We start from the raw sequence: 24,503 nt of genomic DNA, 5'->3' as shown, positions 1-24,503 counted from the left end.
CGTCGTTTGAAGTCGATTGCAACCCACTGTTTTTAAAAGTTTTATCGTAAAAATTGAAACAGGCACGAGAAATGCTCCGCCAGTGTGAGCGACAACGGCAGAAAGACCCTTTGCCCTTGACCCGTGACTAAACAAGAGGTTGACCATGAACGCCATTGACCTGTTGAAAACCGACCATGAACGCGTAAAAGGCATCCTGGCCCAGTTGAGCGAGTCCACTGAGCGTGGGGTAAAAAAGCGCACCGAGTTACTGGCCAAACTGGAAATGGAAATCGCGATCCATACCCGTCTTGAAGAGGAAGTGTTGTACCCGGCGTATAAAAAAGCCGGGGGCAAGGAGCAGGACATCATGTATTACGAAGCCAAGGAGGAGCATCGCACCGTCGATACGCTGGTACTTCCCGACCTGAAAACCACTGATCCCTCCACCGTCGAATTTTCCGGTCGAGTGAAAGTGGTCAAGGAGCTGTTGGAACATCACATTGAAGAAGAGGAAAAGGAAATGTTTCCTCAGGCAAAAAAACTGCTGGGTAAAACGACACTCGATGAACTGGGTGCAGAGATGGAAAGCCTGAAAGCCCGATACAAAAAAGAGCTGGGTGCGCCCATTCTCGCGGCTTGATAGCCTCCTGTAGGAGCGAGGCTTGCCCGCGAAGAACGATGACGCGTAATACCTGAAAAAACGCGGTGCATTCTTCGCGGGCAAGCCCGCTCCTACAGAAATTTCGCTTAACTGACAGGCATTAACTGACTCACTTCATCGCCAAGGCAATGACTTCCACCAGATTAAGCTGGGTAAAGGGCTTGGACAGGCGCGGAAGTCTGGACGCGAAGCCTTCCAGGCGCTCGGCGTAACCGGTGGCGAGGACGATCGGCAGGTGTGGCCTTATGACCCGAATAGCCTGCGCCAGTTGCGCGCCACTCATCTTGGGCATGACCATGTCCGTAATGACCAGGTCAAAGTCGTGCTCGCTGTCGAACAGTTCCAGCGCCTGTGCACCGGACGCTGCACTGATCACCCGATGGCCCAGGTCCTCAAGCAACAGACTGGTACTGGTCAACACCAGGCTGTCGTCGTCCACGACCAACACACACAGACGAGGCACCCGCGACATGGCGGGCTCCTCTATAGCGGGTTCGGTGGTCGAGTTGGCTAGCGCAACAGGTAACCAGAGTTCGGCAGTAGTGCCGACATCCTTCTGGCTTTTCAGAATGAAGCGCCCACCGAGTTGTTCAATAAACCCGTGAACCATCGACAACCCCAGGCCAGTGCCTTTGCCGACACCTTTTGTAGTGAAGAAAGGGTCCATTGCTGACCCCAGGGTAGCGTCATCCATGCCCTCCCCCGTATCCGTGGCACTCAGGCAGACATAGCGGCCTGGCGCCAGGGACAATTGCGGCTGATCGTGGATTTCTTCTGTTTGGGCGCTGATGACAAGTTTTCCACCGTCGGGCATGGCATCGCGGGCGTTGGTCGCCAGGTTCAGCACCGCCAGTTCCAGCTGATTGACGTCGGCCATGACCGGTTCGAGTTCGGGCGCAAAGCGGGTTTCTATGGTGACCGCAGGCCCCAGAGAGCTGCGCAGCAGCCCGGTAATCCCTTGTATCAGCGACGGTATGTCGACCGATTCGGTCTTTAGCTCCTGGCGCCTGGCAAACGCCAGCATGCGCTGGGTCAGGGATACCCCGCGCAAAGCGCCTTGCGTGGCGTTGTCGAGCAAGCGGGTAATTCTCGGGTCGTCCGCCGCACGTTTGCGAACGACTTCCAGATTGCCCAGGATAACCGTCAACAGATTATTGAAGTCGTGGGCAATCCCCCCGCTGAGTTGACCGATGGCCTGCATTTTCTGCGCCTGAAACAACGCTTCGCGGGTTTTCTCAAGAACCTGTTGGGCTTGTGTCGCTTCGGTAATATCCCGAGTGATCTTGGCAAATCCCAGCAACTTTCCGGTGTCGCCCCTGATCGGGTCGACCACGACATGTGCCAGAAACCGCGTACCGTCCTTGCGCACGCGCCAGGCTTTGTTTTCGAATCGCCCCTCGCGAATCGCAATGTCCAGCGCCCGCTGCGGTTCACCGGCTTCGCGGTCTTCAGGGGTGTAAAATAGCGAGAAGTGTTGGCCGATGATTTCTTCAGGCCGGTAACCCTTGATTCGCTGAGCCCCCAGGTTCCAGTTGGTCACACGTCCATCCGGGGCGAGCATGTAGATGGCGTAATCGGTGACGCTTTGCACCAGCAGCCGGAACTGCTGCTCGCTTTGTTTGAGGGTTTCTTCGGCCATTTTACGGTCGGTCAAATCCCGGGTGATCTTGGCAAAACCCAGTAATTTGCCCGACGGATCGAGAATCGGATCGATGATGACGTGGGACCAGAAATGCGTGCCGTCCTTGCGAACCCGCCAGCCTTCGCCCTCGAAACGTCCATCGTGAATGGCGGTATCAAGGGCGCGCTGAGGCAAACCGGCCTTGCGGTCCTCTTCGGTATAAAAACGCGAGAAATGCTGACCGAGAATTTCCGCTTCCTCATACCCTTTGAAACGCTTGGCGCCAGCGTTCCAACTGGTGATGATGCCATCGGGGTCAATCATGTAGATCGCGTAGTCGATCACAGCATCGATCAGCAGACGAAAGCGCATCTCCTCCTCGATGGCATTGATCCTGGTCCGGTCATCGCTCATGGATCCCTGTCCTTATTGTTGTTCTTCTGGAGTATGCGACAAACCGCAGGTTTGGAAATTCAAAAAACCTATACGTTGGTGTGCCGGAGTGGCGCGACGGACTATCGGTACACGTATTTGACGATATAGGCGTACAGATCGTTGTAGACAAAATCAGGGACATATTCAGCGTAGGTTTGGGTTTTGAGCAGTGCCAGGTGGCACTCTTTTATCATTTCATCGCGATCACTCATCGTGTAGATGTGATTGTCGATGATCGTCCCATAAGCACTGTACGTATAAGGTGCCGTTGTTTCTGTGATGGTCAAGGTCCCGTCGGCAGCTTTGGTATAAGTGCTTTGAGCGCGCAAGGTCCGTTCCTTCAGCGCCCCGAACCCGCGCTCGTACAAGGTGATTTGCGAACCACTGACCGCTTTGGCGGCAGTTTCGAAGGCCAGGATGATTGCCTGTGCGTTACTCATGCTGGCATCCAGCATCGACACAGTGACGAACCGTTCCATTTCCTGCTTTTCCAAGCTCCTGAGCGCTCTTTTGATGCTCGATGCATGAGCGAACTCTTGATTGCAGGCGACGATATGGGTCTCGACCTGGTAGCCGGCCGCCGTCGCCGTCGGTGGAAAAGCGGCGAAATCGATGCTGTCGAATGCGCATTCCATGATGATGTTGTATTTGCGCTTGAACGCCTCCACGAAGATCTTCGCGCAGACCTCCCGGACAAAGGCTTCCGTATGCTCGTAAGCGTGCAAGACACCGAGTTTGATCATATCGTCGTATTGAGGATGCTTTTTTCGGTAGTCGGGCAGGTACAGGCGAACATAATTGCCGTAGCGGTTGGAAGGCAGTAGGTTTTTTTCCAGCAGATACGTTTTACCTGACCCTTGCAGCCCGGCAACGATCAGCATTTTCGGGGTTGCCTCGGCAGTGATCCCGCTGAACAGCGTCGCGATGATTTCAGTGAATGCTGCAGTGACCTGCTCTGGGGTGTAAGTGTAATTTGGAGCTACTGACATACCTTGATTTCCTTATCAAAGATTCGCAAGAAAGTGATTGCTGCCCTTTGAATAAAGCGCTGTTTCGTTGTTTGTTCAAATGAGCGTGTCTTTCAAGATATGTCACTGTTTTATAAAGTAAATATTCCTACAGGACAGAAGGAAAATGCGGCGGTTCAACTGACCACCAGCGCGGCAACAATTGCTTGACCTTGCTCTCGCCAAACCGGTCATCGATCAGCATCACCACCCCTTGATCCTGCTGAGTGCGGATCACCCGCCCCGCTGCTTGCACCACTTTCTGCACACCGGGAAACAGGTAGGTGTAGTCATACCCGGCACCGAAAATCGCCGCCATGCGCTGTTTCATCTGTTCGTTGACCGGATTCAGTTGCGCCAGCCCCAGGGTGGCGATGAATGCACCAATCAACCGCGCGCCGGGTAAATCGATGCCTTCTCCGAATGCTCCACCCAGCACCGCAAACCCTACGCCCTGACTATGGAGGGTGAATTGATCGAGAAACGCCTGACGCGGCCCTTCCCCCATTCCCCGGGACTGCGACCACAGCGTGATGTGCGGATGCCGTTCGGCCAGCAACTGGGCCACTTGCTGCAAATAGTCGAAGCTGCTGAAGAACGCCAGGTAGTTACCGGGGCGCTGGGTGAACTGTTTGGCAATCAGCTCGACGATGGGTTCAAGGGACGCCTGACGGTGAACATAGCGGGTCGAAATCTGGCTGACGATGTGCACTTGCAACTGTTCGGCGCTGAATGGCGATTCCACATCAATCCAGACGGTATTCGCCGGTGTTCCCAGCAAATCGGCGTAATAATGCCGAGGGTTCAAGGTGGCGGAAAACAGTACGGTGCTACGCGCAGCGGTCAGGCGCGGGCGAATGAAAGCGGCGGGCACCACGTTGCGCAGGCACAGTTGCGACAGGTTGCGCTTGCGGTCGAGGTCGCGTTTGCTGATGTCGAACAGGAAGTGCTCATCGAACAGCTCAGCCACGCGGCCGAATTGCAGCATGTCGAAGTAAAAGTTCTGCAAGCCGCTGTCCAGGCCTTGGGGATGATCGTTCAGGTAGTCGCCGATGCTCGCGCAGCATAGGGACAGCGCCTGAAGCAGTTTTTCCGGGGCTTTGTCGTAGGCCTGATAGGGGCTGAGTTGCTGATCATGCAGGGCATTCCATTCACGATTGACCCGCTGCAAGGATCTCTTTAGCGGCTCAGGCGCGGTTTTTCGCACGCTGTTCAACGTCGCCTGGTCGAGGCTGGCGCTGTACATCTGCCGGCCACGCTCCACCAGATTGTGGGCTTCGTCGACCAGCACCGCGACTGTCCAGTTATTGGCCTGGGCCAGCCCGAACAGCAATGCGCTAAAGTCGAAATAGTAGTTGTAGTCAGCGACCACCACGTCCGCCCAGCGGGCCATTTCCTGGCTCAGGTAGTAGGGGCAAACGTCATGCTGCAGGGCAACCTCGCGCAAGGCACTCTGGTTCAGCAGGCTCCGTTGGCTGGCTGTCTGACGCGCGGCCGGCAAACGATCATAAAAGCCCTGGGCCAACGGGCACGACTCGCCGTGGCAGGCTTTGTCCGGGTGCTCGCAAGCCTTGTCCCGGGCGATCATCTCGAGGACTCGCAATGGCGGAGCGTCGGCGCTGTCGAGGATGACCTGAGCGGCATCAAGCGCCAATTTGCGCCCCGGGGTTTTCGCCGTGAGGAAAAACACCTTGTCCAGTTGTTGCGGCGCCAGGGCCTTGAGCATCGGAAACAGTGTGCCAACGGTCTTGCCAATACCGGTCGGTGCCTGGGCCATCAAGCAGCGACCGGTGCTGACCGCCTTGAACACTGATTCGGCCAGATGCCGTTGCCCGGGACGAAAATCGGCATGGGGAAATGCCAACTGTTGCGCCGCCAGATTACGCCCTTCGCGATGGGCCATTTCCTGCTCGGCCCACTGCAGGAACAACCCGCAATGGTGCTCGAAAAACAACTGCAAGTCGGCGGAGCTGAAAGCCTCGACCAGACAGGTTTCCTTTTCGCTGACGATGTCGAAATACACCAGCGCCAGATTAATCTGCTCCAACTGCAGTTTCTGACACATCAACCCGCCGTAGATCTTCGCCTGCGCCCAGTGCAATTGGCGGTGGTTGGCCGGTTGTTTGCTCAGGTCGCCACGGTAGGTTTTGACTTCTTCGAGGCAGTTTTGCGCCGGATCATAGCCGTCCGCTCGGCCCTTCACGGTCAAGGTTCGATACTGGCCCTCAAGCGCGACCTCGCTCTGGTAACCCTCGCTGCGCCGTGACGCCACGGTGCGATGCCCGACGATGCCTTCCAGCGCGGTCGGCGACGGGGTGAAGCGCAGGTCGAGGTCGCCGACCTTGGCGGTGAATTCACACAGCGCCCGCACCGCAATGCTGTAGCTCACGCGCCCTGCTCCGCCCATTGCACGTAGCACACGGCGATCGGCATCTGGTGCTCGTGACAGAATTCCAGCCAGCGCAATTGATTGTCTTGCAACCGATCGCCGGGGCCTTTGACTTCGATCATTCGGTAGGTTTTGTCTTGCGGCCAAAACTGAATCAGGTCCGGCATGCCGGCGCGGTTGGCCTTGATGTCGAGCAGCAGTCGATTGAACCAATGCTTGAGGTGTTCGGCAGGCAGACAGTCGAGCGCCTGCTCCAGCAGTTCCTCGCTCAGCGCGCCCCAGAATACGAACGGTGACTGCACGCCCCACTTGGCGCTGTAACGCTCGCGGACAGTGTGCACATAACGGCCGTCATCGAGTTCGGCGAGGCATTCCTGGAACAGATCCGCGCGCCGCGCATGAAAATCTTCGTTGAGCAGGTCCACCGGCCCGCGCTGGAACGCGTGAAAAAATGCCCCCGGCAACGGCGCGAAAATCGCCGGCCAGCACAGCAGCCCGAACAGTGAATTGATCAGGCTGTTCTCGACGTAATGCACCGGCGCCGACTCGTCCGCCAGGTGCGCCTGAACGTAAGACTCCACCGACAACGCCGGATCGTGTCTGGGTAATTGCAGATCCAGGCGCTGCATGGCGCGAGGGGCTGGTCGCTTGATCGGTGGCCCGCCCAGCTTGCGCCGCAGTCTGGGCAGCACACGCAATAGATGCTGATGCTCGGCGGCGCTTTCAGGGGCTTGCTCGGCGTGGGCGGCCAAGTCCAAGGCCAACTGATATTCAGCACTGCGCTCCAACACGCGAATCAGCCGCAGACGCGCGCCGGGGTAGTCGCATTCGCGGTAGAGGCTCAGGGCGGCGGAAAAATCCACGATACGTTCGCAATGCTGAGCGATCTGGAACAGCAGTTTGCCCCGACGTCTTTGCAGCCAGGGATTGTCGAGTTCCAGCCCGTTGATCTGCTCGACAATCGCCGCCACATCTTCACCGGCTTCGAAACGCTGCTGACAGCTGTACAGGAACAGGCAGGCATCGACGTCCTCGCGACTGCGCAACCCTCGGGACTCGGCGCAGAACTCGACTTTTTCGTAGGTAAAGATGCCCAGGTCGGCCAGCACGAACTCCGACCAGTCCTGGTAAAGATTGCCAAAGAACATCAGCCGCAGCCGGTCGCACAGGCCCATGACGGTCAGGCTGAACAACCGGTCATTCAGTGCCGGACACCACTGGGCAAAACTTTGCGCTTCGGGAAACTGCTCGCTCAAGGCCGGCAGCCAATCGTTCTTTTTGCTTTTGGGCTGATCGATGGCGCCGCCAAAGCACTGGAGAATCTCGGCTTTGAGTAACACTTCGAACAATTCCTCGATGTGCAATGGCGACTGCTGGTCGATCCAGCCCGATGCCAGCAACGGCGTCGCAGCGCTATCGATGTCGCCGATCTCGGCGTAACTCAGTTTGCCAGCCCTGAAATGCACACCCTTGCGCATCACCAGTCTGACCAGCAGCGCTTGGGACTCGCGGGGCAGTCGATTGAAGTCGCGGATGAAATCCTGTTCCTCGACGCTCAACACATCGGCATAGCGATGTTCAAGCCAATCAAGCACTTGCATGAAATTGTTCAAGTAATAGAACGGGTCATCGAGAGGATTTACAATCACGGGCAAAAGGGCCATGGCAAGCGAATACTGGTTATGCGTACAGATAGCAGCTATGCCCCACCCGGTGCAAACGGAAAAAGATCAGTGGCGACGCTATTCGGCAATTTTTCGGGTGACCATCGAACTTTCTGCCATTCCATCGCACCAACCGCGTTAGAGGTTCGGTGACGACTCATCTCGAGCGAGGCGGTCGCGCTGTTTTTATTGAGTGATGGGAGGTGTATATGAATATCAAGACTCTGGGTTTGCCCTTGGTGGTAGCGGCCTTTCTGGCCCTGGCCGGTTGCTCGACGCCAACGGTCGTGACCTTGCAAAATGGCACCCAGTATTTGACCAAGGACATGCCGAACACCAAGACCAAGGATGGTTTCTTCGAGTTTGAAGATATTTCCGGGGCCAAGGTGAAAGTCCGGGCCGATGACGTGGCCACGGTTCGCAAGGAGGACTGATCCCCGGAACGGGTTGCCCGCGTTGTCATCGCGGGCAGCCAATCAGAGATATTTGAGAATCGCGATGTCGCGACGGCGCTGTTTGAGGTTGGCGAACCAGCGCGTCGGGAAGAACAGCAACACCCCGAGGATCACGCTCCATAGCCAGACCATGGGCAGGTTGTCGAAGCCATAATAAGTGCCCTGATTGGTGCCCCAAATCGCGACGGCCACCAAGTACATCGCCTTGAGCACGTACAAGTGCAGCAAATAGAAAAACATCGGCGCACCGCCGTAGATCGCCAAGGTCGCGGTGGACCAGCGATCCTGAGCTTTCTCGAACAACGCCAAAAGAATCAACCCCAGACCCAGCGTCGGCATCAGGAACATCAGCGATGGCGGGTACTTCTTCGCGCTCAGGAAACTCATGAACGTGCGCAGGGAATCACCGGTCTGCACCCAAGGCTTTTCGCCATAAACATTCAAGTAGCGGATGAACACGAAAGCCACCAGCAGGCCGCAGCCGACTTTCAGCAACCGCGAAATTCGCTCCGCCGATTCCATGTCCTTGCCGAACCATGGCCCGATGGCCCAGCCCAGCAAAATCACCCCGATCCATGGCAACACCGGGTATGTGGTGCGAGCCCGAGTGACCTCGGTGATGTCGATGAACACCCGCTGATGCAGGATCGACCACGGCACGAAGAACGGCGACTCCGACCCTACGGTCACGCCGTCGAGCAGGTTGTGCCCGGCGACAATCGCTACTCCGAGCACAATCAGCCAACTGCGCTTGAAGTGCAGCAACCCGGCGAGCACGATCATGCAGATGCCGATGCACCAGATCACTTGCAACCACAACGTCTTGGGCGGGAACTCGGCGTTCCAGGCAAAGCACACGAAGGTGAGCTCCAGAAACACCAGGAACAACCCGCGCTTTAGCAGGAACACCGACGTCTCGTTGGCCGTGTGTTTCTGGCTATAGAGCCAGGCCGACAAACCGGTGAGGAAGATGAACACCGGGGCGCAGATTGTGCTCAGCAGTCGGGTGAAGAACAGGTCGGGGGTAACGCTCAAGGCGTCGATCGGGTCGGTCACCTGACGATGCAGCAGAAAGGTTTCCCGCACGTGGTCGATGAGCATGCAGAGCATGACGAAACCGCGCAGGGCATCGATGGCCAGCATTCGGGTGTTGGTTTTTGCAGCGCTGGCGGCAAGCGCAGGAGAAGCCATTGCTGGCAAATCAAAGGTGGAACTGTTGCTGTTACTCACGTTGCCAAATCTCCTGTACTCAATGGCGGCATGTCGCAATGACGTTATAGTATAACGAGATAATGCGCGAATGCTTTAGTGCCAGTGCCTGTTAATGCAGGTATTGGAGTTCGGGGGTGAATGGAGAGTCACGTAACAAGCAGGTTTACCGCGTTATCGTTCTTCGCGGACAAGCTCGCTCCCACACAGGGCTGAGTCATACACATATCGCGTGAACAACCCAAATTCCGTAGGAGCGAGGCTTGCCCGCGAAGAGGCCCTTACCGGCGCCGCATCACCCTCAAGCGATCACAATCCCACTACCGGACAAACTGTCCAGCCCGACACCCACCAGGGTCACCGAATCACTGCCGAATGTCAGCAGCGTATCCTGCCCCACCGCCGTGGCATGGGCCCGGTAATCATCGTTCGGCGCAACGCCCTGTACCCCGAGGAACACCAGTTTGTCGTTGGCTTGATACCCCACCACCCGGTCCTGGCCAAACGCGCCGCTGAACAGGAACGTATCGACTCCGCCGCCCGACTCTATCAGGTCATTACCCACCCCGCCGACAAATACGTCATTGCCGGTACTGCCGAGCAAATGGTCGTTGCCATCCTGTCCAAACAACCAGTCGCCTGTTGCGTGCGCGTTAAGGGTGTCGGCGCCAGTCGTGCCCTTCACGCTTGAGGCGTACTGGGTCAGGTTGCCCCCGGCCGCGAGGCCATTGGCAGTGACGCTGTGGGTCACGTCATCCTTGAACACGCCCCAGAGAAAACCCGGTTCCTTGGTGACGATGCTGCCGATGTCGCGGGTGATGCTGATGCCACCGTTGGCATCGCGCACGTACAGATTGCCGGCACCGTCATTGGCGAAGACGAAGTTCTTCACCGATTGCTGCAAATCCAGCACATTGCTGCCCTCGCCGCCCAACAGAATGTTGTAGCCGCCACTATCGCGGAAGGTGTCGTTCCCGTCGCGGCCTTCCAGGTAATCGCTGCCCTTGCCGCCCTGGATCAGGTCATTGCCGTCGCTGCCGATGATGAAGGTGCTGCCTTTATGGGTTTCGGCGTTGCGGTTCAAGTCCTCGACCCAAGTGTTGCTGCGCGCCGGGTCCGATAGGTTGGCGATGATAATGGTCGAGTCTTTGCTGGTCAGGTCGTAGAACTGCGACTCCAGCACTCGGGTCATGCCGTCGCCGTAACCGGTGGGCAAGTGCGAAATCCAGGTGGGAATGTTGAGGATGGAATACGGCAGCACGTTCCACGCCGTCGAAGCGTAGTGGTCGTTGAAGCTGACGATGTTATCGGTCGTCGAATCCTTGGCGGCATCGTGCACGCCCACCGAGGACAGGTTGAACGCTGATCCATCAAGGGCGCGGAACACCGGGTCGTTTTCATAGCCGATGTTCAGCACTTTGTCGCTGCTGCTTTGGGTCGGCGAGGCGTAGGCGATGTAGTTGGAATCCTGATAGAACCCGGACCATTTCTCGCTGCTCAAGTCCGCCAGGCTATTGACCGCCAATCCACCAAGGCTGTGGCCGCTGACCAGCACGTCTTTGCCCGACAGCCCATTGGCCTGGGCAAATGCTGCAACGTCACCGAGCAAATTGCCAAAGGCTTCGCCCGCGTAGTTTTTCGCATAATCCTTGGGACCCAACGCCGCCAGCAGATCGTTGATCACGTCGCCGATGGAGTCGCCGATCTGGATTTCTCGCGGGCCGCTGGTGCCGCGAAAGGCGATGCCGATTTCGGTGAGATGACCCTGCGCGTCGTACTTGCCGAGGATCTCCACTTGAGCACTGGTGTAACCGGCCTTCTCGCCGAAGAAGGTTCCGCGAGCGTCGGTCTTGCCGTCATAGCCCAGTTGCGCGGCGGTGATCGGCGTCCAGCCGGCTTGTTGCACGGCTTCAAGTGCGGCTTTTTCTGAATCGGGGTTCCAGGGAATGCCGGGAATGACGCCCTGGGAATCAGTGCCGCCGATCAGCGCGGTGACCAGGGTTGCCGGCAAGCCCAGGCCGAAGCCGTTTTGCTGGTAACCGGTGGCGAAACCGTTGTCGAGGTTGTGATAGGAATACAGCGTGATCGCCATGGCGTCGCTGAACAACGCCTTGGAGTCTGCTGTATCAAAGTTTTTGTAGTCATACACACCCATTGGTATTGCCTCTCTCTCTTTGTTGGAATTGTCAGAGATAGCTCACAGCCAGGACGCCTCAATCACGAGGCGCCCCGGAGCCTCTAGTGCATGCAGCTTTTACGCAAACGTAATTCCCGAAGCCGAGAGATTATCCAGACCCACGCCCACCAGCGTTACGGCGTAATCGCCAATCTTGAGCACGATGTCGTTGCCGGCCTGTGAAGCGTGCTGAACGTAGTCATAACCCTGCCCCGCGCCCTGGACGCCCATGAACACCAGTTTGTCGCTGCCCTGATACCCATTGATCGCGTCGAAGCCGAAGGCGCCGCTGAACAGGAAGGTATTGCCGCCCCCCGAGGCATGCATCACGTCATTGCCCGCGCCACCGACGAAGGTCACGTGGCTTTTGTCGCTGTGCAGCAGATCGTCGCCGGCGTTGCCGAACAGCCAGTCACCGTCGACGGTGGCCGCCAGCGTGTTGCCGTAGGCATCGCCATTGAGCGAATGGTTGTAGTGGGTCAGTTCGCTGCCATTGAGCAAGCCATTGGCGGTGACGTTGTAGGTGACGTCCTTGCTGCCCCACCACGACCCCGATTCCTTGCTCACCAGCGCGCCGATGTCGCGGGTCATGCTGATGCCGCCGTAGGCGTCGCGCACATACAGCGTGCCGTCGCCGTCATTGGCAACGCTGAAGTTCTGCAACGGCTTCTGCAGTTCGAAGGTGTTGCTGCCCTTGCCACCCAGCAGCAGGTTGTAGCCACCGTCATCGCGGAAGCGGTCGTTACCGTCACGGCCTTCGATAAAGTCATTGCCCGCGCCGCCCTTGAGCAAGTCATTGCTGTCGGTGCCGATGATGAAAGTGCTGCCGGTGTGAGGCTCGCCGCTGCGGCCCAGGTCTTCGACCCAGGTCGTGCCTCGGGACGATTCCGACAGGTTGGACACGATCAGCGTCGAGTCCTTGTCGGTAAGGTCGTAGAAGCGTGAGTCGATCACCCGGTTCAAACCGTCGGCATAGCCCAACGAACCGTGGGCCGACCAGTTCAGCGGGTTGAGGATGCTGAACGGCACCAGGTTCTGCGCGGTGGAGGCGTACTGGTCATTGAAGTTGACGATATTATTTGTCGCCGACTCCTGATGACCGTCGTGCTTGCCCAGCGAGCCACTGCTGAAGGTGGTGCCGTCGAGCACTCGAAACACCGGGTCGTTCTCGTAGCCGATGTTCAGCACATTGTTGCCGGTGGCGCTTTGGGTCGGCGAGGCGAAGGCGATGTAGTTGGCGTCGTTGAAAAAACCGCCCCAATTATTGCCGCTCAACTCCGCCAGGCTGTTGACCCCCAACCCGCCGAGGCTATGCCCGCTGACCAGTACGTCCTTGGCACTCAGGCCGTGGGCGATGGCGAACGCGGCGACGTCCTTGAGCAAAGTGTCGAAGGCGTTCTTCGCATAGTTCGTCGCGTAATCCACCGGGCCGACCGCTGCCAGCAGGTTGTTTTTCATGTCGCCGAAGGTGTCGCTGTACCCCAGGCCACCGGTGCCACGGAAGGCGATACCAATGCCGATCAACTTCCCTGCCCCGTCGTATTTACCGAGGATTTCGGCTTCGGCGCTGGTGAAGCCATCCTTCTCGCCATAAAAGGTGCCTTGGGCCCCGACCTTGCCCTGATAGCCCAACGCTGTGGCGCCAATCGGCGCCCAAGCGGTCGCCGGCAGTGGCAGGCCGGTTGGCGTGTACGCGTAAAGCGTCAGCGCGATCGCGTCGGAGTACAACGCCTTGCCGGCCAAACTGCCGGCATTTTTGTAATCAAACAGTCCCATGTTCTTGCTTCCTTAGCGTCAAATCAGAACTGCCAGTCCAGGGTCAGGCCCACACCGTGGTCTTTTTCCCGGGAGCCGAGCAGCCCGTTGTAATCCAGGTTCAAACGGGTATCGCGGCCCAGCGCCAATCCGGCACGGGCACCGACCACTGCGGCATCGCGGTCCATGGACACGCTTTGCACGCTGAACGCGGTGTTGCCGTTGACGAACGCCAGGTGGTCTTCGGAACGGGTGTTGCTCAGGTTGTGCTGCCAGCCGAGCGTGCCGGACAGTTCCAGCTGTTGCTGGTCGGACAACGCAATGGCTTTGCTCGCCCGCAAGCCAAGGGTCGAAAGCACCACGTCGCGGTTGTTTTCACCGCCCTTGAGCGCTGCGGCATCACCTTTTTCACTGAAGCTTTCAGTGTTCAAGTGCACGTAAGCCAGATTGACGAACGGCTCCAGAGCGATCGGTTGCAGGTCCAGGCGATACGCCGCTTCGGTGAACAGTTGCGCGGAGGTCGCATCGCGTTTGGATTTCTGCTGGCCGCTGACGTCGCCAAATTGCAGGTCACGTTTGACGTCAATGCGATGCCAGCTGTAAGCACCGCCGACGCTCAGGCGCAGCGCGTCGATTTCATGGCCTAGGTAGGCACCCAAGTGGTAGCTGTCGACCGAGGCTGACGAATGTGTGCCATCGCCCATGCTCAACGAGCTGTCGCTATAACCGGTGACGAACCCCAGTCGCGTATCTTCAGTGATCAAGCCGTCGACACCGGCCAGCAGCCCGCCGATGGAACTGTTGGAACTGGCGTTTTCATGCCCGCCATCGCTCTTGCCCCAGGCGCCGAGCACTTTGAGCCAGGCGTTGCTGCGGTCATCGGTGGGTGCCCCGGCGTCGAACAGATCGTGCTCACGCAGACGCTCGCCGACTGCATCGCGCAGGTAACGGCTGTCGTTGATCAGCAGCGTGCCGATTGCCGGGTGAATCTCACCGGAGAGTTGCTGGAACGCTTGTTGCGCCACGGCTGCAGTCGGCGACAGCAGCAGGGTTTCGTAGAGCGGATTACCTGCGCCCAACTGCTCGGCGGCAGCGGCCACGGCGCGTTGGTTCGGGGTTTGGCCAACGCTGGTGAAGGATGTCGCGTTGCGCTCGACGGCCAGTTGAATACCGCTAGCCGAGTAGTCGAGGGTGCCACCGATAAACAGGTAGTCCGGCACCACCGCACCGAAGCGCCCTTCGATTCCGCCAGCCGCTTGCAGGATGTTGTACTGATTGCCAAGCAGGGTTTTCGCTTCGCTGGTGGTCAGCAATGTAGGGCTGTTTTCCAGAGACAGGCTGACGGTTGCGCCCTCGATGATCGCCTTGCCGCCGGCGATGATCTGGTCGCTGCTGGTGGGTGACAGTTCTACAGCGTAGGTCGAACCAGGCTCGAAGGTCACGTCGCCCGCCACCTGCAGGGTGCCGATGGAATTGCCGGGCGCCACGGTACCGCCGCTTTTCGCGGTCAGCGCCGCGATGCTGCCGTTACCGCCGAGGATCCCGCTGTCATTGACGGTGACGGCCGACAGCAGCGAACCGTTGATCGCCAATCGGCCCTGATTGACCAGGGTCGGGCCGGCGTAGGTATTGGCGCCGGTCAGCACCAGTGTGCCAATGCCCTGCTTGGTCAGGCCGCCATGGCCGAAAATGTCGTTGCGCCAGACGTCGAGCCCGCAGTGCACGTCATTGCACACACGCTCGGTGGGTTTGCCGGCATCGATGATCGCGCCGATACCCGGCAAGTCCGCAACAAACTGGCTTGAGCCGTAGGCGCCTTCGATGCGCAATTCCTCGGGAATGTCCTGCTCGGTCACGAACATTGCCGGACCATCGATGCCTTTGCGCAGGTTGATCATGCCCCAGCCGTACAGTGAGTCGACACCGGGTGCGCCGAGGTCGGTGGCGGTGGTGCGCAGCACACTGGCGACTTGCGCGCCGGTCATGTACGGGAAGCGTTCCATCAACACCGCCACCGAGCCTGCAACGTGCGGCGCCGCCATGGAGGTGCCGTTGTAATTGGCGTAGCCGGTGGTCAGGTCATCGGCATTGGTGCCGCTGATGATCGCGCTGTAGATCCGGCTTCCCGGTGCCGACACGCAGAAACTCGCGGTGTAGCCGCAGCGCGACGAGAAGGTGCTGATGTTGTAAGGGTCGGGGCTGCTGGTGTCCGGGTTCCTCTGCAAGGCGGCGACGGTCATCCAGTTCGGCGCGATCTCCGGGACGAAGTAACCGAGGCCGGCGATGGCGTCCGGGTTGTTGAGGTTGTAGTCGTTGCCAGCGGCGAAGATCGTCACGATGCCGCTGCGGGCCGCCGAGATGGCGCCGTCGTAGGCACCGCCGGGTTTGGTCCCCAGCAAGGTCTGGATCTCGTTGAATTGCAATTGTGCGTCCTGCACGGTGAAGTGCGGATACGCCGGGTCCCGACCGCCCAAATCGAAGCGATCGGTGATGCCGATGCCCCAGCTGTTGTTGATGATCCGCGCGCCGCTAGCGATCAGGGCGTCCCAACCGGCCTTGTACACCGCGCCGTCGTTGCCGCGAATAATCCCGTCTTCCGGGCCCGGGTCGCCGTTGTCGGCGCTGATGATCTGCGCGCCAAAAGCGACGCCGTGCATCGGCCCGCCATCGCGACTGCCCGCGGCGATCCCGCCAACGTGAGTGCCGTGGGCGCCGAGTTTGCCGTTGGAACCTACCGAGGGTGAACCGTCATACAGAAAGGCATCCCCGGCTTTGACTGGAATGTACGGGTCGGTGTATTCGCGGAAGCCGCTGGTGACCAGCGTGATCACTTTATTGGCCCCGGAAAACTCCGGGTGCAAGGCGTAAACCGGTTGATCGAAAATCCCCAGCTTCACCCCTTTGCCGGTGTAACCGGCGGCGTAGGCCTCCTGAGCATTGATCGCCCCCAGGCCCCAATCGGCGTTGAACTCTGTGCTGCGCCAGCTATCGGGATCGCCTGTCCTGCCGTTTTCTACGTAGGGGTCCGCGTGTGCGGTGCCCAGAGTGGCCAGTGCGCAGAGCAAGGCAAGGTTGTTGTACTTGTTATTCATCGAACTACCGTCCTTAGTTGTGTTGCAAAATCCTTGTGCCTTCAAAGGCGTGCCTTCCTGCCGATACACCCCGCGTTAACGCGATCTGTAGCAGCTGGCGAAGCCTGCGTCCGGCTGTAGCATGTTCATGGCTCTCGCTTTTTTTGTTTTTGTAGGAGCTGGCTTGCCAGCGAAAACGGCCTCACGTCATGCAGCGCCCATAAAAATGCCTTCGCCGGCAAGCCGGCTCCTACGGGGGCGGCGTCGTTCATGGCAGCTCTACGGGGATGTGCGATTTTTTTCCTTGTTCGGGCCCTGGCCGAAGGCCTCATCCACCTTGGCCAAATCCTGTTCGTTCAAGGTGCCGGCGTAGTAGTGCAATTTGGTCCAGGCCATCAAATAGTCGTAGCGTGCCTGGGCCAGATCCCGGCGGGTGGTGAACAGTTGTTGTTCGGCATTCAGCGCATCGAGGTTGACCCGTTCGCCGCCCAAAATGCTTTGTTTGGTCGAGACCACCAGCGCTTCGGCCGACACCAATGCCTTCTGATAAGCCCGCAATTTATTGACCCCCGACAGGCAGGCGCTGAACTGACGGCGCAGCTGGATCAAGGTTTCGCGGGTCTTGCCGTCCAGCTCGTACTCGGCCTGTTCCATGGTGCGGCTAGCCTGACGGGTCGAAGCCGAGACACCGCCGCCGGCATACAGCGGCACGTTGACTTCGATGCCGATGGTGTTGGTGTCGTAGCGCTGGTTATAGGTGTTGCCGCTTTCCGATTCGTTCTGGCGCACCGAGGCGTAGGCGCTGACTTTTGGCAGGTGGCCGGCGCGGTTACGTTCGACCTCGTAGCGCGCCACTTCCACCGCCTGGCGCTGGGAGGCCAGGGTCGGGTTATTGGCCACCGCCATCTCGTGCCAGGTGTCGTAATTGGCCGGTTGCAGGGTGAAGGTCTGGAAGTTCTGATCCAGCGGCGTCAGGTCGCCAATGTCGATGGCCGGCACGCCAATCAGTGCGCCCAGCTCCCGCAGAGACGCATCCTGTTCGTCCCGTGCCTCGATTTCCTCGGCGGTCGCCAGCTCGTAACGTGACTCGGCTTCGAGGATGTCGGTGCGCGTGCCCTCCCCTTGGCGGAACATCTGCTCGTTCTGCTGAAACTGCTGCTCGAAGGCTTTTTTCTTGGCCCGCGCGATGTCGATCTGATCCTGAGCGAACAGCGCCTTGGTATAATTCTCCAGCACGCGAACCAGCAGTTCCTGGCTCTTGCCACGATAGTTTTCGTCAGCGAACAGCGATTGCGCCACGCCTTTGCGGTACGCCGCATAAGCCTCGTAATCGAGCAGCGGCTGTTGCAAGGTCAAGGTCGAACCGTAACTGCTGTAGTTGCGGTCCTCGGTGAAGTCTGGTCTCCCCTCATTAATTTGAGTGACCTTGGAGGTGTTACGCCCCTTGTTGTAGTTGTAACCGATCCTGGGCAGCAGCCCGGCGCGGCCGATGGCGCGGTTTTCAAGGCCTGCATCGCGTTCCTTGATGGCGCCGAGAAACACCGGATCATTGCGTAACGCTTGCTCATAAATGTCGAACGGCCCCATGGCCATCACGCTGTTGCACGTCAGCAACGCCACGGTCGCTGCGAGCAAAGAAAACTTATTCATACAGCCGAACATCCTTATTCCTCGGTCAACGCGGAGCCTGCCCGGTCAAGCAGCGGTTTGAACAAATAGTTGAGGAGTGATCGTTCACCGGTGCGCACAAACATTTCTGCCGGCATGCCGGGCTTGATCACCAGGCCGTTGAGTTTTTCCATGGCCTGGTCACTGACGCTGCTGCGCAGCACGTAGTACGGCACACCGGTTTTTTCATCGACCATCTGGTCAGCGGAAATCAGGCTGACTTCTCCCGGCACTCGCGGGGTACGGCTCTGGTTGAACGCGGTGAACAGAATGTCCACCGGCAAGTGCGTGCCGACCTTGTCGATCAGGTTGATCGGCAGGTGCCCTTCCACTTCCAGGCGAGTGCCTTGCGGGACGATCTCCAGCAGGGTGTCGCCCTGACGTACCACGGCGCCTTCGGTGTGAACCCCAAGGTTGACGGCGATGCCGTCGGCGGTGGCGATGATTTCGCTGTGTTGCAGGTCGAAACCGGCGGAAGTCAGTTGCTCTTCCAGGGTCACGCTTTTGAGCTGCGCGTCGGCCAGTTGGCTGCGAACTTCCTTCTGGTATTCCTCACTGTGCTGTTGCAGTTTCAGACGGGATTCAAGGATGCCCTGCTCCACCCGGCCGCTTTCGCCGGTATTTTCTGCCAGCTGTTGCTGCACTTGCGACAACTGACGCTGGTAATCCATCAAGCGGTTGCGCGGAATGTAGCCGTTGTCCGCCAAGGGCTGAAGATTGCTCAACTGTTGTTGCAGGGAACTGGCCTGGGCCGTCAGGTCGGTGCGCGCGCGGCGCATGCCGGCCAGTTGCGCGCTGGCGCCTTCGATGTTGGCACGCAGGGCCGCTTGTTCACGGGAAAAGGCTTCGCGACGGCTACTGAACAATTGCCGTTGGCCTTCGAGTACCAAGGCCAGGCGCGGGTCAGGATCATTGCTCAGTTCAGCGGGGAAATTCACCTGCTTGAGGTTGTCCCGTTCACTCTGCCAGCGCGCCAGGCTGGCCCACGCCATGCGGTATTGCGCTTGCAGTGATTGCACGTCGGCCGCGACTTGGGTCTGGTCGAGGCGAAACAGCGGCTGGCCCTGCTTCACCACTTGCCCTTCACGCACCAGAATCTGGCTGACCACGCCGCTGCTCATCGATTGCACAGCTTTGCGCTTGCCCGAGACCACCACGGTCCCCTGTACCGGAATGCCCTGATCGAGCGGCGCGAGGCTCGCCCAAGTGAAAAAACTGCCGGCACCGACAATCGCCAGAATCCAGCCCATGCGGGCGAAGAATCGCGCGTCGCGCTCAGGGCGTTCGGCGATGTAGTCGTGTTCCATCGTCGCTTCGCTGTCGTCGTTCATGCGTGCGCTGCTCATACACCCGAATTCCTTGTCGTGGGCTGATACTGCCGGCTCATGCTGAGCCCGCCCGGTGCTTGCGCAGGTTTTTCACGTTGTTGTTCCTGGGCGCCTGATTGATTACCGGCAAGCGCCTTCAGTACCTCCTGACTTGGGCCAAAGGCCTGCAAGCGACCTTCGTTGAGCACTAGCAATTTGTCGGCCTGGGCCAGGGCCGAAGAGCGATGGGTAACCAGAATCACGCTGGTGCCCCGGGCCTTCATGTGCGCGATGGCGCCGGCCAGTGCCGCTTCGCCGACGGTATCGAGGTTGGAGTTCGGTTCATCCAGCACCACCAGGCTCGGGTTGCCGTACAGCGCACGAGCCAGGGCCACACGTTGCTTCTGGCCACCGGACAAACCGCTGCCGTCCTCGCCTAGCACCGTGTCGTAGCCCTGCGGCATGCGCAGGATCAGTTCATGAACGCCGGCCTGTTGCGCGGCTTCGACGACTTTTTGCGGATCCGCCTCACGGAATCGGGCGATGTTTTCGGCGATGCTGCCGCTGAACAATTCAATGTCCTGGGGCAGATAACCGATGTAGGGGCCAAGGTCGTCGCGGTTCCAGCGATGAATGTCCGCGCCGTCGAGGCGTACCGTGCCGCCCAACGTCGGCCAGACGCCGACCAGCACCCGGGCCAGGGTCGATTTACCGGAGCCGGAAGCCCCAAGCACGCCCAGCACTTCCCCGGCGCCCAGGTTGAAATTGACCATATGCAAAGTCGCTGCTCGTTGCCCTGGCGGGCCGGCGCTGACTTGCTCGAAGGTGATCTGACCTTTCGGCGCCGGCAGCGCCATCGCCTCCTCAGTCGGTGGATAGGCTTGCAGCAAGGCGTCGAGACGGCGGTAAGCGAGCTTGGCGCCACTCCACTGCTTCCACACAGCGATCAATTGATCGATGGGGCTCAGCACGCGGCCCATCAGGATCGAACCGGCGATCATCATCCCGGCGGTCATGTCACCCTGGATCACCAACAAGGCGCCCAGCCCCAGCACCAGGGATTGCAGGCACAGGCGCAGGGTTTTGCTCAGGGAGCTGATGACCGCGCCGGTGTCGCTGGCCTGATTCTGCAGGCCCAGAAAACGCGAGTGCACCTGAAACCAGCGCTTGCGCAAGACACCGAGCATGCCCATGGCCTGAATGGTTTCGGCGTTATGCAGGTGACTGGTGGCCAGTTGGCTGGATTTCTGGGAAAACCCAGCGGCTTCGCCCAAGGGCTTTTTGGTCATCGCCTCGTTGAGGCAGGCCAACCCGATCAGCAGTACCGCACCCGCGGTAGCTAATACGCCGAGCCAGACGTTGAACAGAAAGATCACAAACAGGTAGACCGGAAACCACGGTGCGTCGAAGAAGGCAAACAGCGCCGGGCCGGTGACGAATTGGCGAATATGGGTCAGGTCGCCCAGGGATTGCCCCGCGTTGCCCTCGCGGTTGAACAGGTTGCGCTCGAAAGCGGCCTGATACACCCGCAGGTTGAAACGGCGCTCCAGTTGGCTGCCGATACGGATAACGATGAAGCTGCGCACGATCTCCAGCAGACCGATAAAAGCGAAGAACCCAACCACCATCAACGACAACATCGCCAGGGTGGTTTCATTTTGCGAAGACAGTACCCGGTCATAGACCTGAAGCATATAAATCGACGGGACCAACATCAGCACATTAATCAATGCGGTAAAGCACCCGACGCTGATCAGGATGCTTTTATAGTCGCCCAGCGCCTTGAATAACGGTGCGGTGACCGGGCTCTTCGCCATCTTCATTGGTTTTTCCTGAGGTGTTAAGCCTCGCTCTACTTGGCGAGGTTTTTAATTAACTGTCCGCACACGAGTCGAGACATTCTTTTGCCGGTTATCGCTTATCCATTAATAACAGCCCTTTGTCCTCCTTAAAGAGTTCCGGTTATTGACTGGCTGCTTATAACGGCATAACGAATTTTATTATTCAGCATTCCACTTAATCTGCTGCGCGCTCTAGCGTAATGATCAGACCTGATTTCAAGGTGCTTTTATAAAACCCTTCTTGCTGTCGACTGAAAAACACAATTCTTGAGCCTTCTTTACCGGTTACGGCAATGCCGTCCGGTTCCGGGAACCAGCCCATCACCGACTCGTTCAGCCAAGCGCCGAGACAGTCAGCCCCTTCACCCAGGGTCTGGTTCAACTTGAGCTCGATCGAGCAGACATTCGACGGCTTGTCCTGCAGCGCCTGGGACTCGGGCGAGTCTTGCGCGGTATTCAAGGTGGCCTGCCATTTCCCGGCCAGTTCCGACGGGTCGGCCAATTTCAGACTGCGTGCCATGGCTACATCTCCAAGAAACATCATCAGCGTCGCCAACAGCCACGCGGTTGCTTTGTAGGTAAAAGCGTTCTGGATCATAGGGCGTTTTACTCTGGATCGTCGTTCAAGGGACAGAGAGCGGCGCGTCAAACGCCGCCCTCCTTTTTGCCTTGAATCAGGCCACGATGTCCGAGAACGCTGCCTGGCCAACGGTGCTGACCAGGAAGTCAGCCACGCCGTGCCCGGAGAAGTCCACCGACAACAGGCTGTTGCCGCCCGAGGTAGTCAACACCGCATCGCCTGCCGCACCAGTGAACGAGTTCACGAAGTGCAGGCCCGCGCCGTTGGTGATGCCGGTCAGGTCGATCTTGTCCAGGCCACTGACGAAATCGAAGATCTGGTCGACAGCACCTGGCTTGGAGTCGCTGCTGGCCGCGAACACGAAGGTGTCCGAACCTGAACCGCCCCACAGTTTGTCCACACCGCCCGCGCCGAAGAGGATGTCGTTGCCGGCACCGCCCTTCAGCTCGTTGGCCACGCTGTTACCGATCAGCAGGTCGCTACCCGAACCGCCAATCGCGTTCTCGACGGTGACGCCCTTGGCGATGGACACGTTGCCCACCATGCCGCCAACATCGGAGAACGAGGCTTCATTGAGATTGATCTTCTGGTTTTGGGTAAAACCGGAGAAATCCAGTGTGTCCTTGCCGCCCGCATCCCAGACCGAGAACACGACTTTGTCCGACGACGAAGACGCGCTCAGGAAGTCGCGACCGGCGTTGGAGTTGAAGCCGTAGGTGGTATCACCGGTACGGGTGGTGGTGTTGGCACCGTAGAGTTTCTGGATGGCGGCGATATCGTCCATCAGCGGGCCGGACGCATAGGCTTCCACACCGCCCTTGCTGAAGTTCTGGTCAGTATTGCTTTCGCTCCAGTAACTCATGAGGCTGTAACCGCGGGTGTCTTCGCCGTAGGTCGCGTCGTTGTAGCTCGGCGCGCCTTCACCGGCGTTGTAATCGCCAGGGTGAGCCAGGCCCAGGGAGTGACCGATTTCATGGGTCAAGGTCTGGCGACCGTAGTTGTTCAGGTCCGGCGTCTTGTTGACGTTATAGCCACTGCCCGTCAGATACCACGACGTACCGTCATAACCTGGACCGGTGCCTGGCAGGTAGGCGAAAGCCGCCGCGCCATCCTGACCGCCACTGTAGTTACCGAAGGTCATGTGACCGTCACCGCCAGAGGTCTGATTGGTGAAGGTAACATTGGCCACGTCGGCCCAGGATTGCATGGCGAGCACGGCCTGGGCTTTCTGTTGCGCACTGAACTGACTGAACCCGGTGATGCCGTGCTTGTTCATGGTGCTCGACGAAGCCGAGGTCAGGAACGTGTAGGTGAGTTCGATTTTGCCGCTGCCGTCCTTGTCCTGGTAGGCAGCGCCATCACGCAGCAGCTGGGTAGCCGCCTCGTCGACGGAGAAGGAGGGTTTGCCATTGACCGTGAGATTGCCGCCCCGATCATACTGATGGCTGAAACTATCGATCTGGTTGTAGGCGGAACTGGGTGCTGCCAATGCTTGCAATGGCGCAAAACCCTGTTCGGCAAGATCAATAGCGTTGTCTTTTACTTTCGACATAAACACACTTCCTTGTTTAGCAATGGAACAGTTTTGTCCGATACGACAATCTCTGGCGAGATCGTCCTATCACTCGCCCAATGAAGGCGTATAAAAACTGACACAATTCGAAATCAAACGTCTACATTTTTTTTGACGTCAAATTGAGTGGTTCCCGCGAACTCCAGCAAACAGTACGTATGCTGTCGAAATATAGTTTGTAGTTGAAGGCTTTAGCCGGATTGTCTGACAATGTGCTATCTAAATATTAAATATAGCTAAGTTGTTTTCTGTAGATGAGTTCTCATTTTTTTCAGGGATTCTTAATATAAGTGCCAGTGTATTGCCATCAACTTTGCTTTTATTGGATGAGTATTGTTGTGACTGCTGCGCAGCGCAGTTTCCGGGACTCGGATCCCGGTGTTTCCAGCGCAGGTGGTAACGCATGACCGTCTCGCCCGTGACCTGGATTTGCAATGGACCATCATCATCGGCGTGAATAAAGGACTCGACGAGAAAAAAACCGAGCTTACTGAGGTTCAGGCTTGGGGCTTCAATGACCCCGTGAATACCCCGGCAATATTGGCCTTTCGCCACAAAAAATGGTGTCTCGTGATCTGCGTCAAAAAAAATTGAACCAATCGCTAAACGGACTGAAAAAATCCACATGATTTTCACATCTGAATGCTACTTTTAAAGACAGTCACCGGTTGAGCCATTGAAGGTTCTTCCCTCCTAACATGAGCTAAAGGAAGCGCTCGATGATGAAGGTGGGCAACACATGAATAAAGGGTCTTTCAGCAAAGTCACTTTTCCCAATGCCTGCCAGCTGATGCGCTGGCATTTTCATCCCATGGGTTTCGAAGCGACCATGGATGCACCGGGCAGTATGGTTGCCCGGCTGTTCGACCGCGCCAGTGGCGAGACCATGATCGCCATCGCCGGCATTCCTTGCGCAACGGTCATGAATGCGACGGATGTAGAACGAATCATTGAAGCTGTGGAAGATGAGCTGGAGGCGTTCATTCCGCCGGAGGCTCTCAGGAGTTATGCCTGACCACCAACACTCGAAAAAAAAGCCCGCTCGAACCATGAGCGGGCTTTTTCTATCTGTAGCAGCTGCCGAGCCCGCGAGGCTGCTGCTACACAGT

Annotated in this window: 16 protein-coding genes and 1 pseudogene; 3 read left to right on the top strand and 14 right to left on the bottom strand. The window is 58.3% G+C overall.

Going from position 1 to position 24,503, the window contains the following annotated elements:
• Positions 1–145: 145 nt before the first annotated feature.
• A complete protein-coding gene (locus tag CKW20_RS16790; RefSeq protein ID WP_095053933.1) occupies positions 146–622 on the top strand; it encodes a hemerythrin domain-containing protein in 477 nt (158 codons plus the stop codon).
• A 130-nt stretch (positions 623–752) separates the two neighbouring features.
• Here CKW20_RS16790 and CKW20_RS16785 read toward each other — a convergent pair whose 3' ends face one another.
• From CKW20_RS16785 to CKW20_RS16770, 4 genes are all read right to left on the bottom strand, one after another.
• Positions 753–2,678: a PAS domain-containing sensor histidine kinase gene (locus tag CKW20_RS16785; protein WP_095053932.1), complete on the bottom strand. Its 1,926-nt coding sequence runs from the start codon at positions 2,676–2,678 to the stop codon at positions 753–755.
• A 101-nt stretch (positions 2,679–2,779) separates the two neighbouring features.
• Positions 2,780–3,688, bottom strand: coding sequence for a zeta toxin family protein (locus CKW20_RS16780; RefSeq protein WP_095053931.1), 909 nt, complete (start codon positions 3,686–3,688; stop codon positions 2,780–2,782).
• A 127-nt stretch (positions 3,689–3,815) separates the two neighbouring features.
• Positions 3,816–6,095: an ATP-dependent DNA helicase gene (locus CKW20_RS16775; RefSeq protein WP_095054055.1), complete on the bottom strand. Its 2,280-nt coding sequence runs from the start codon at positions 6,093–6,095 to the stop codon at positions 3,816–3,818.
• Positions 6,092–7,759, bottom strand: coding sequence for a VRR-NUC domain-containing protein (locus CKW20_RS16770; RefSeq protein WP_095053930.1), 1,668 nt, complete (start codon positions 7,757–7,759; stop codon positions 6,092–6,094). The genes CKW20_RS16775 and CKW20_RS16770 overlap by 4 nt, the downstream gene beginning before the upstream one ends.
• Positions 7,760–7,968: 209 nt before the next feature.
• Here CKW20_RS16770 and CKW20_RS16765 point away from each other — a divergent pair, with 209 nt between their 5' ends.
• Positions 7,969–8,193 carry a YgdI/YgdR family lipoprotein gene (locus CKW20_RS16765; protein ID WP_095053929.1) on the top strand — a complete coding sequence of 75 codons (225 nt, stop codon included), beginning with the start codon at positions 7,969–7,971 and terminating at the stop codon, positions 8,191–8,193.
• Positions 8,194–8,235: 42 nt separating this feature from the next.
• Here the strand turns inward: CKW20_RS16765 and CKW20_RS16760 are convergent, their stop codons facing one another.
• The 10 genes and pseudogenes from CKW20_RS16760 to CKW20_RS29205 all read right to left on the bottom strand — a co-directional run.
• Entirely contained in the window at positions 8,236–9,405 is a 1,170-nt protein-coding gene (locus CKW20_RS16760; RefSeq protein WP_095054054.1) for a DUF1624 domain-containing protein, read from the bottom strand.
• Between the two features lie 319 nt (positions 9,406–9,724).
• Complete coding sequence (locus CKW20_RS16755) at positions 9,725–11,578, bottom strand: polyurethanase (protein WP_095053928.1); 1,854 nt, start codon at positions 11,576–11,578, stop codon at positions 9,725–9,727.
• Between the two features lie 99 nt (positions 11,579–11,677).
• The gene (locus tag CKW20_RS16750; RefSeq protein ID WP_095053927.1) at positions 11,678–13,375 is read right to left on the bottom strand and encodes a polyurethanase; all 1,698 of its coding nucleotides are present in this window, start codon (positions 13,373–13,375) and stop codon (positions 11,678–11,680) included.
• A 23-nt stretch (positions 13,376–13,398) separates the two neighbouring features.
• Positions 13,399–16,446 (bottom strand): autotransporter serine protease, encoded by a 3,048-nt coding sequence (locus CKW20_RS16745; RefSeq protein ID WP_095053926.1) that lies wholly within the window; start codon positions 16,444–16,446, stop codon positions 13,399–13,401.
• A 258-nt stretch (positions 16,447–16,704) separates the two neighbouring features.
• Entirely contained in the window at positions 16,705–18,087 is a 1,383-nt protein-coding gene (locus CKW20_RS16740) for a TolC family outer membrane protein (RefSeq protein WP_095053925.1), read from the bottom strand.
• 2 nt (positions 18,088–18,089) lie between these two features.
• On the bottom strand, positions 18,090–19,439 hold the full coding sequence (locus CKW20_RS16735; protein WP_095053924.1) for an HlyD family type I secretion periplasmic adaptor subunit: 1,350 nt from the start codon (positions 19,437–19,439) through the stop codon (positions 18,090–18,092).
• Complete coding sequence (locus CKW20_RS16730) at positions 19,436–21,223, bottom strand: type I secretion system permease/ATPase (RefSeq protein ID WP_095053923.1); 1,788 nt, start codon at positions 21,221–21,223, stop codon at positions 19,436–19,438. Before CKW20_RS16730 ends, CKW20_RS16735 begins: the two co-directional genes overlap by 4 nt.
• Before the next feature lie 193 nt (positions 21,224–21,416).
• Positions 21,417–21,839 (bottom strand): AprI/Inh family metalloprotease inhibitor, encoded by a 423-nt coding sequence (locus tag CKW20_RS16725; RefSeq protein WP_095053922.1) that lies wholly within the window; start codon positions 21,837–21,839, stop codon positions 21,417–21,419.
• Positions 21,840–21,915: 76 nt separating this feature from the next.
• On the bottom strand, positions 21,916–23,373 hold the full coding sequence (locus tag CKW20_RS16720) for a serralysin family metalloprotease (RefSeq protein WP_095053921.1): 1,458 nt from the start codon (positions 23,371–23,373) through the stop codon (positions 21,916–21,918).
• A gap of 393 nt (positions 23,374–23,766) precedes the next feature.
• Positions 23,767–23,895: pseudogene (locus CKW20_RS29205) on the bottom strand (DUF4440 domain-containing protein); the annotation flags it as partial.
• 238 nt (positions 23,896–24,133) lie between these two features.
• Between CKW20_RS29205 and CKW20_RS16710 the strand changes: the two are divergent.
• Complete coding sequence (locus CKW20_RS16710; protein WP_095053919.1) at positions 24,134–24,409, top strand: DUF1652 domain-containing protein; 276 nt, start codon at positions 24,134–24,136, stop codon at positions 24,407–24,409.
• Positions 24,410–24,503 lie beyond the last annotated feature (94 nt).

The organism is Pseudomonas sp. Irchel s3b2 (genome assembly GCF_900187445.1).
In the GTDB taxonomy this organism is placed as follows: domain Bacteria; phylum Pseudomonadota; class Gammaproteobacteria; order Pseudomonadales; family Pseudomonadaceae; genus Aquipseudomonas.
The sequence above is the reverse complement of the archived record's forward strand: the minus strand, read 5'-3'. Positions and strand labels throughout refer to the sequence as shown.

Excerpts from the sequence above, each read along its gene's own strand:
- CKW20_RS16730 (WP_095053923.1), bottom strand. The coding sequence starts at position 21,223 with ATGAAGATGGCGAAGAGCCCGGTCACCGCACCGTTATTCAAGGCGCTG.
- CKW20_RS16725 (WP_095053922.1), bottom strand. The coding sequence starts at position 21,839 with ATGATCCAGAACGCTTTTACCTACAAAGCAACCGCGTGGCTGTTGGCG.
- CKW20_RS16765 (WP_095053929.1), top strand. The coding sequence starts at position 7,969 with ATGAATATCAAGACTCTGGGTTTGCCCTTGGTGGTAGCGGCCTTTCTG.
- CKW20_RS16745 (WP_095053926.1), bottom strand. The coding sequence starts at position 16,446 with ATGAATAACAAGTACAACAACCTTGCCTTGCTCTGCGCACTGGCCACT.
- CKW20_RS16785 (WP_095053932.1), bottom strand. The coding sequence starts at position 2,678 with ATGAGCGATGACCGGACCAGGATCAATGCCATCGAGGAGGAGATGCGC.
- CKW20_RS16770 (WP_095053930.1), bottom strand. The coding sequence starts at position 7,759 with ATGGCCCTTTTGCCCGTGATTGTAAATCCTCTCGATGACCCGTTCTAT.
- CKW20_RS16780 (WP_095053931.1), bottom strand. The coding sequence starts at position 3,688 with ATGTCAGTAGCTCCAAATTACACTTACACCCCAGAGCAGGTCACTGCA.
- CKW20_RS16740 (WP_095053925.1), bottom strand. The coding sequence starts at position 18,087 with ATGTTCGGCTGTATGAATAAGTTTTCTTTGCTCGCAGCGACCGTGGCG.
- CKW20_RS16750 (WP_095053927.1), bottom strand. The coding sequence starts at position 13,375 with ATGGGACTGTTTGATTACAAAAATGCCGGCAGTTTGGCCGGCAAGGCG.
- CKW20_RS16710 (WP_095053919.1), top strand. The coding sequence starts at position 24,134 with ATGAATAAAGGGTCTTTCAGCAAAGTCACTTTTCCCAATGCCTGCCAG.
- CKW20_RS16755 (WP_095053928.1), bottom strand. The coding sequence starts at position 11,578 with ATGGGTGTGTATGACTACAAAAACTTTGATACAGCAGACTCCAAGGCG.
- CKW20_RS16760 (WP_095054054.1), bottom strand. The coding sequence starts at position 9,405 with ATGGCTTCTCCTGCGCTTGCCGCCAGCGCTGCAAAAACCAACACCCGA.
- CKW20_RS16720 (WP_095053921.1), bottom strand. The coding sequence starts at position 23,373 with ATGTCGAAAGTAAAAGACAACGCTATTGATCTTGCCGAACAGGGTTTT.
- CKW20_RS16790 (WP_095053933.1), top strand. The coding sequence starts at position 146 with ATGAACGCCATTGACCTGTTGAAAACCGACCATGAACGCGTAAAAGGC.
- CKW20_RS16735 (WP_095053924.1), bottom strand. The coding sequence starts at position 19,439 with ATGAGCAGCGCACGCATGAACGACGACAGCGAAGCGACGATGGAACAC.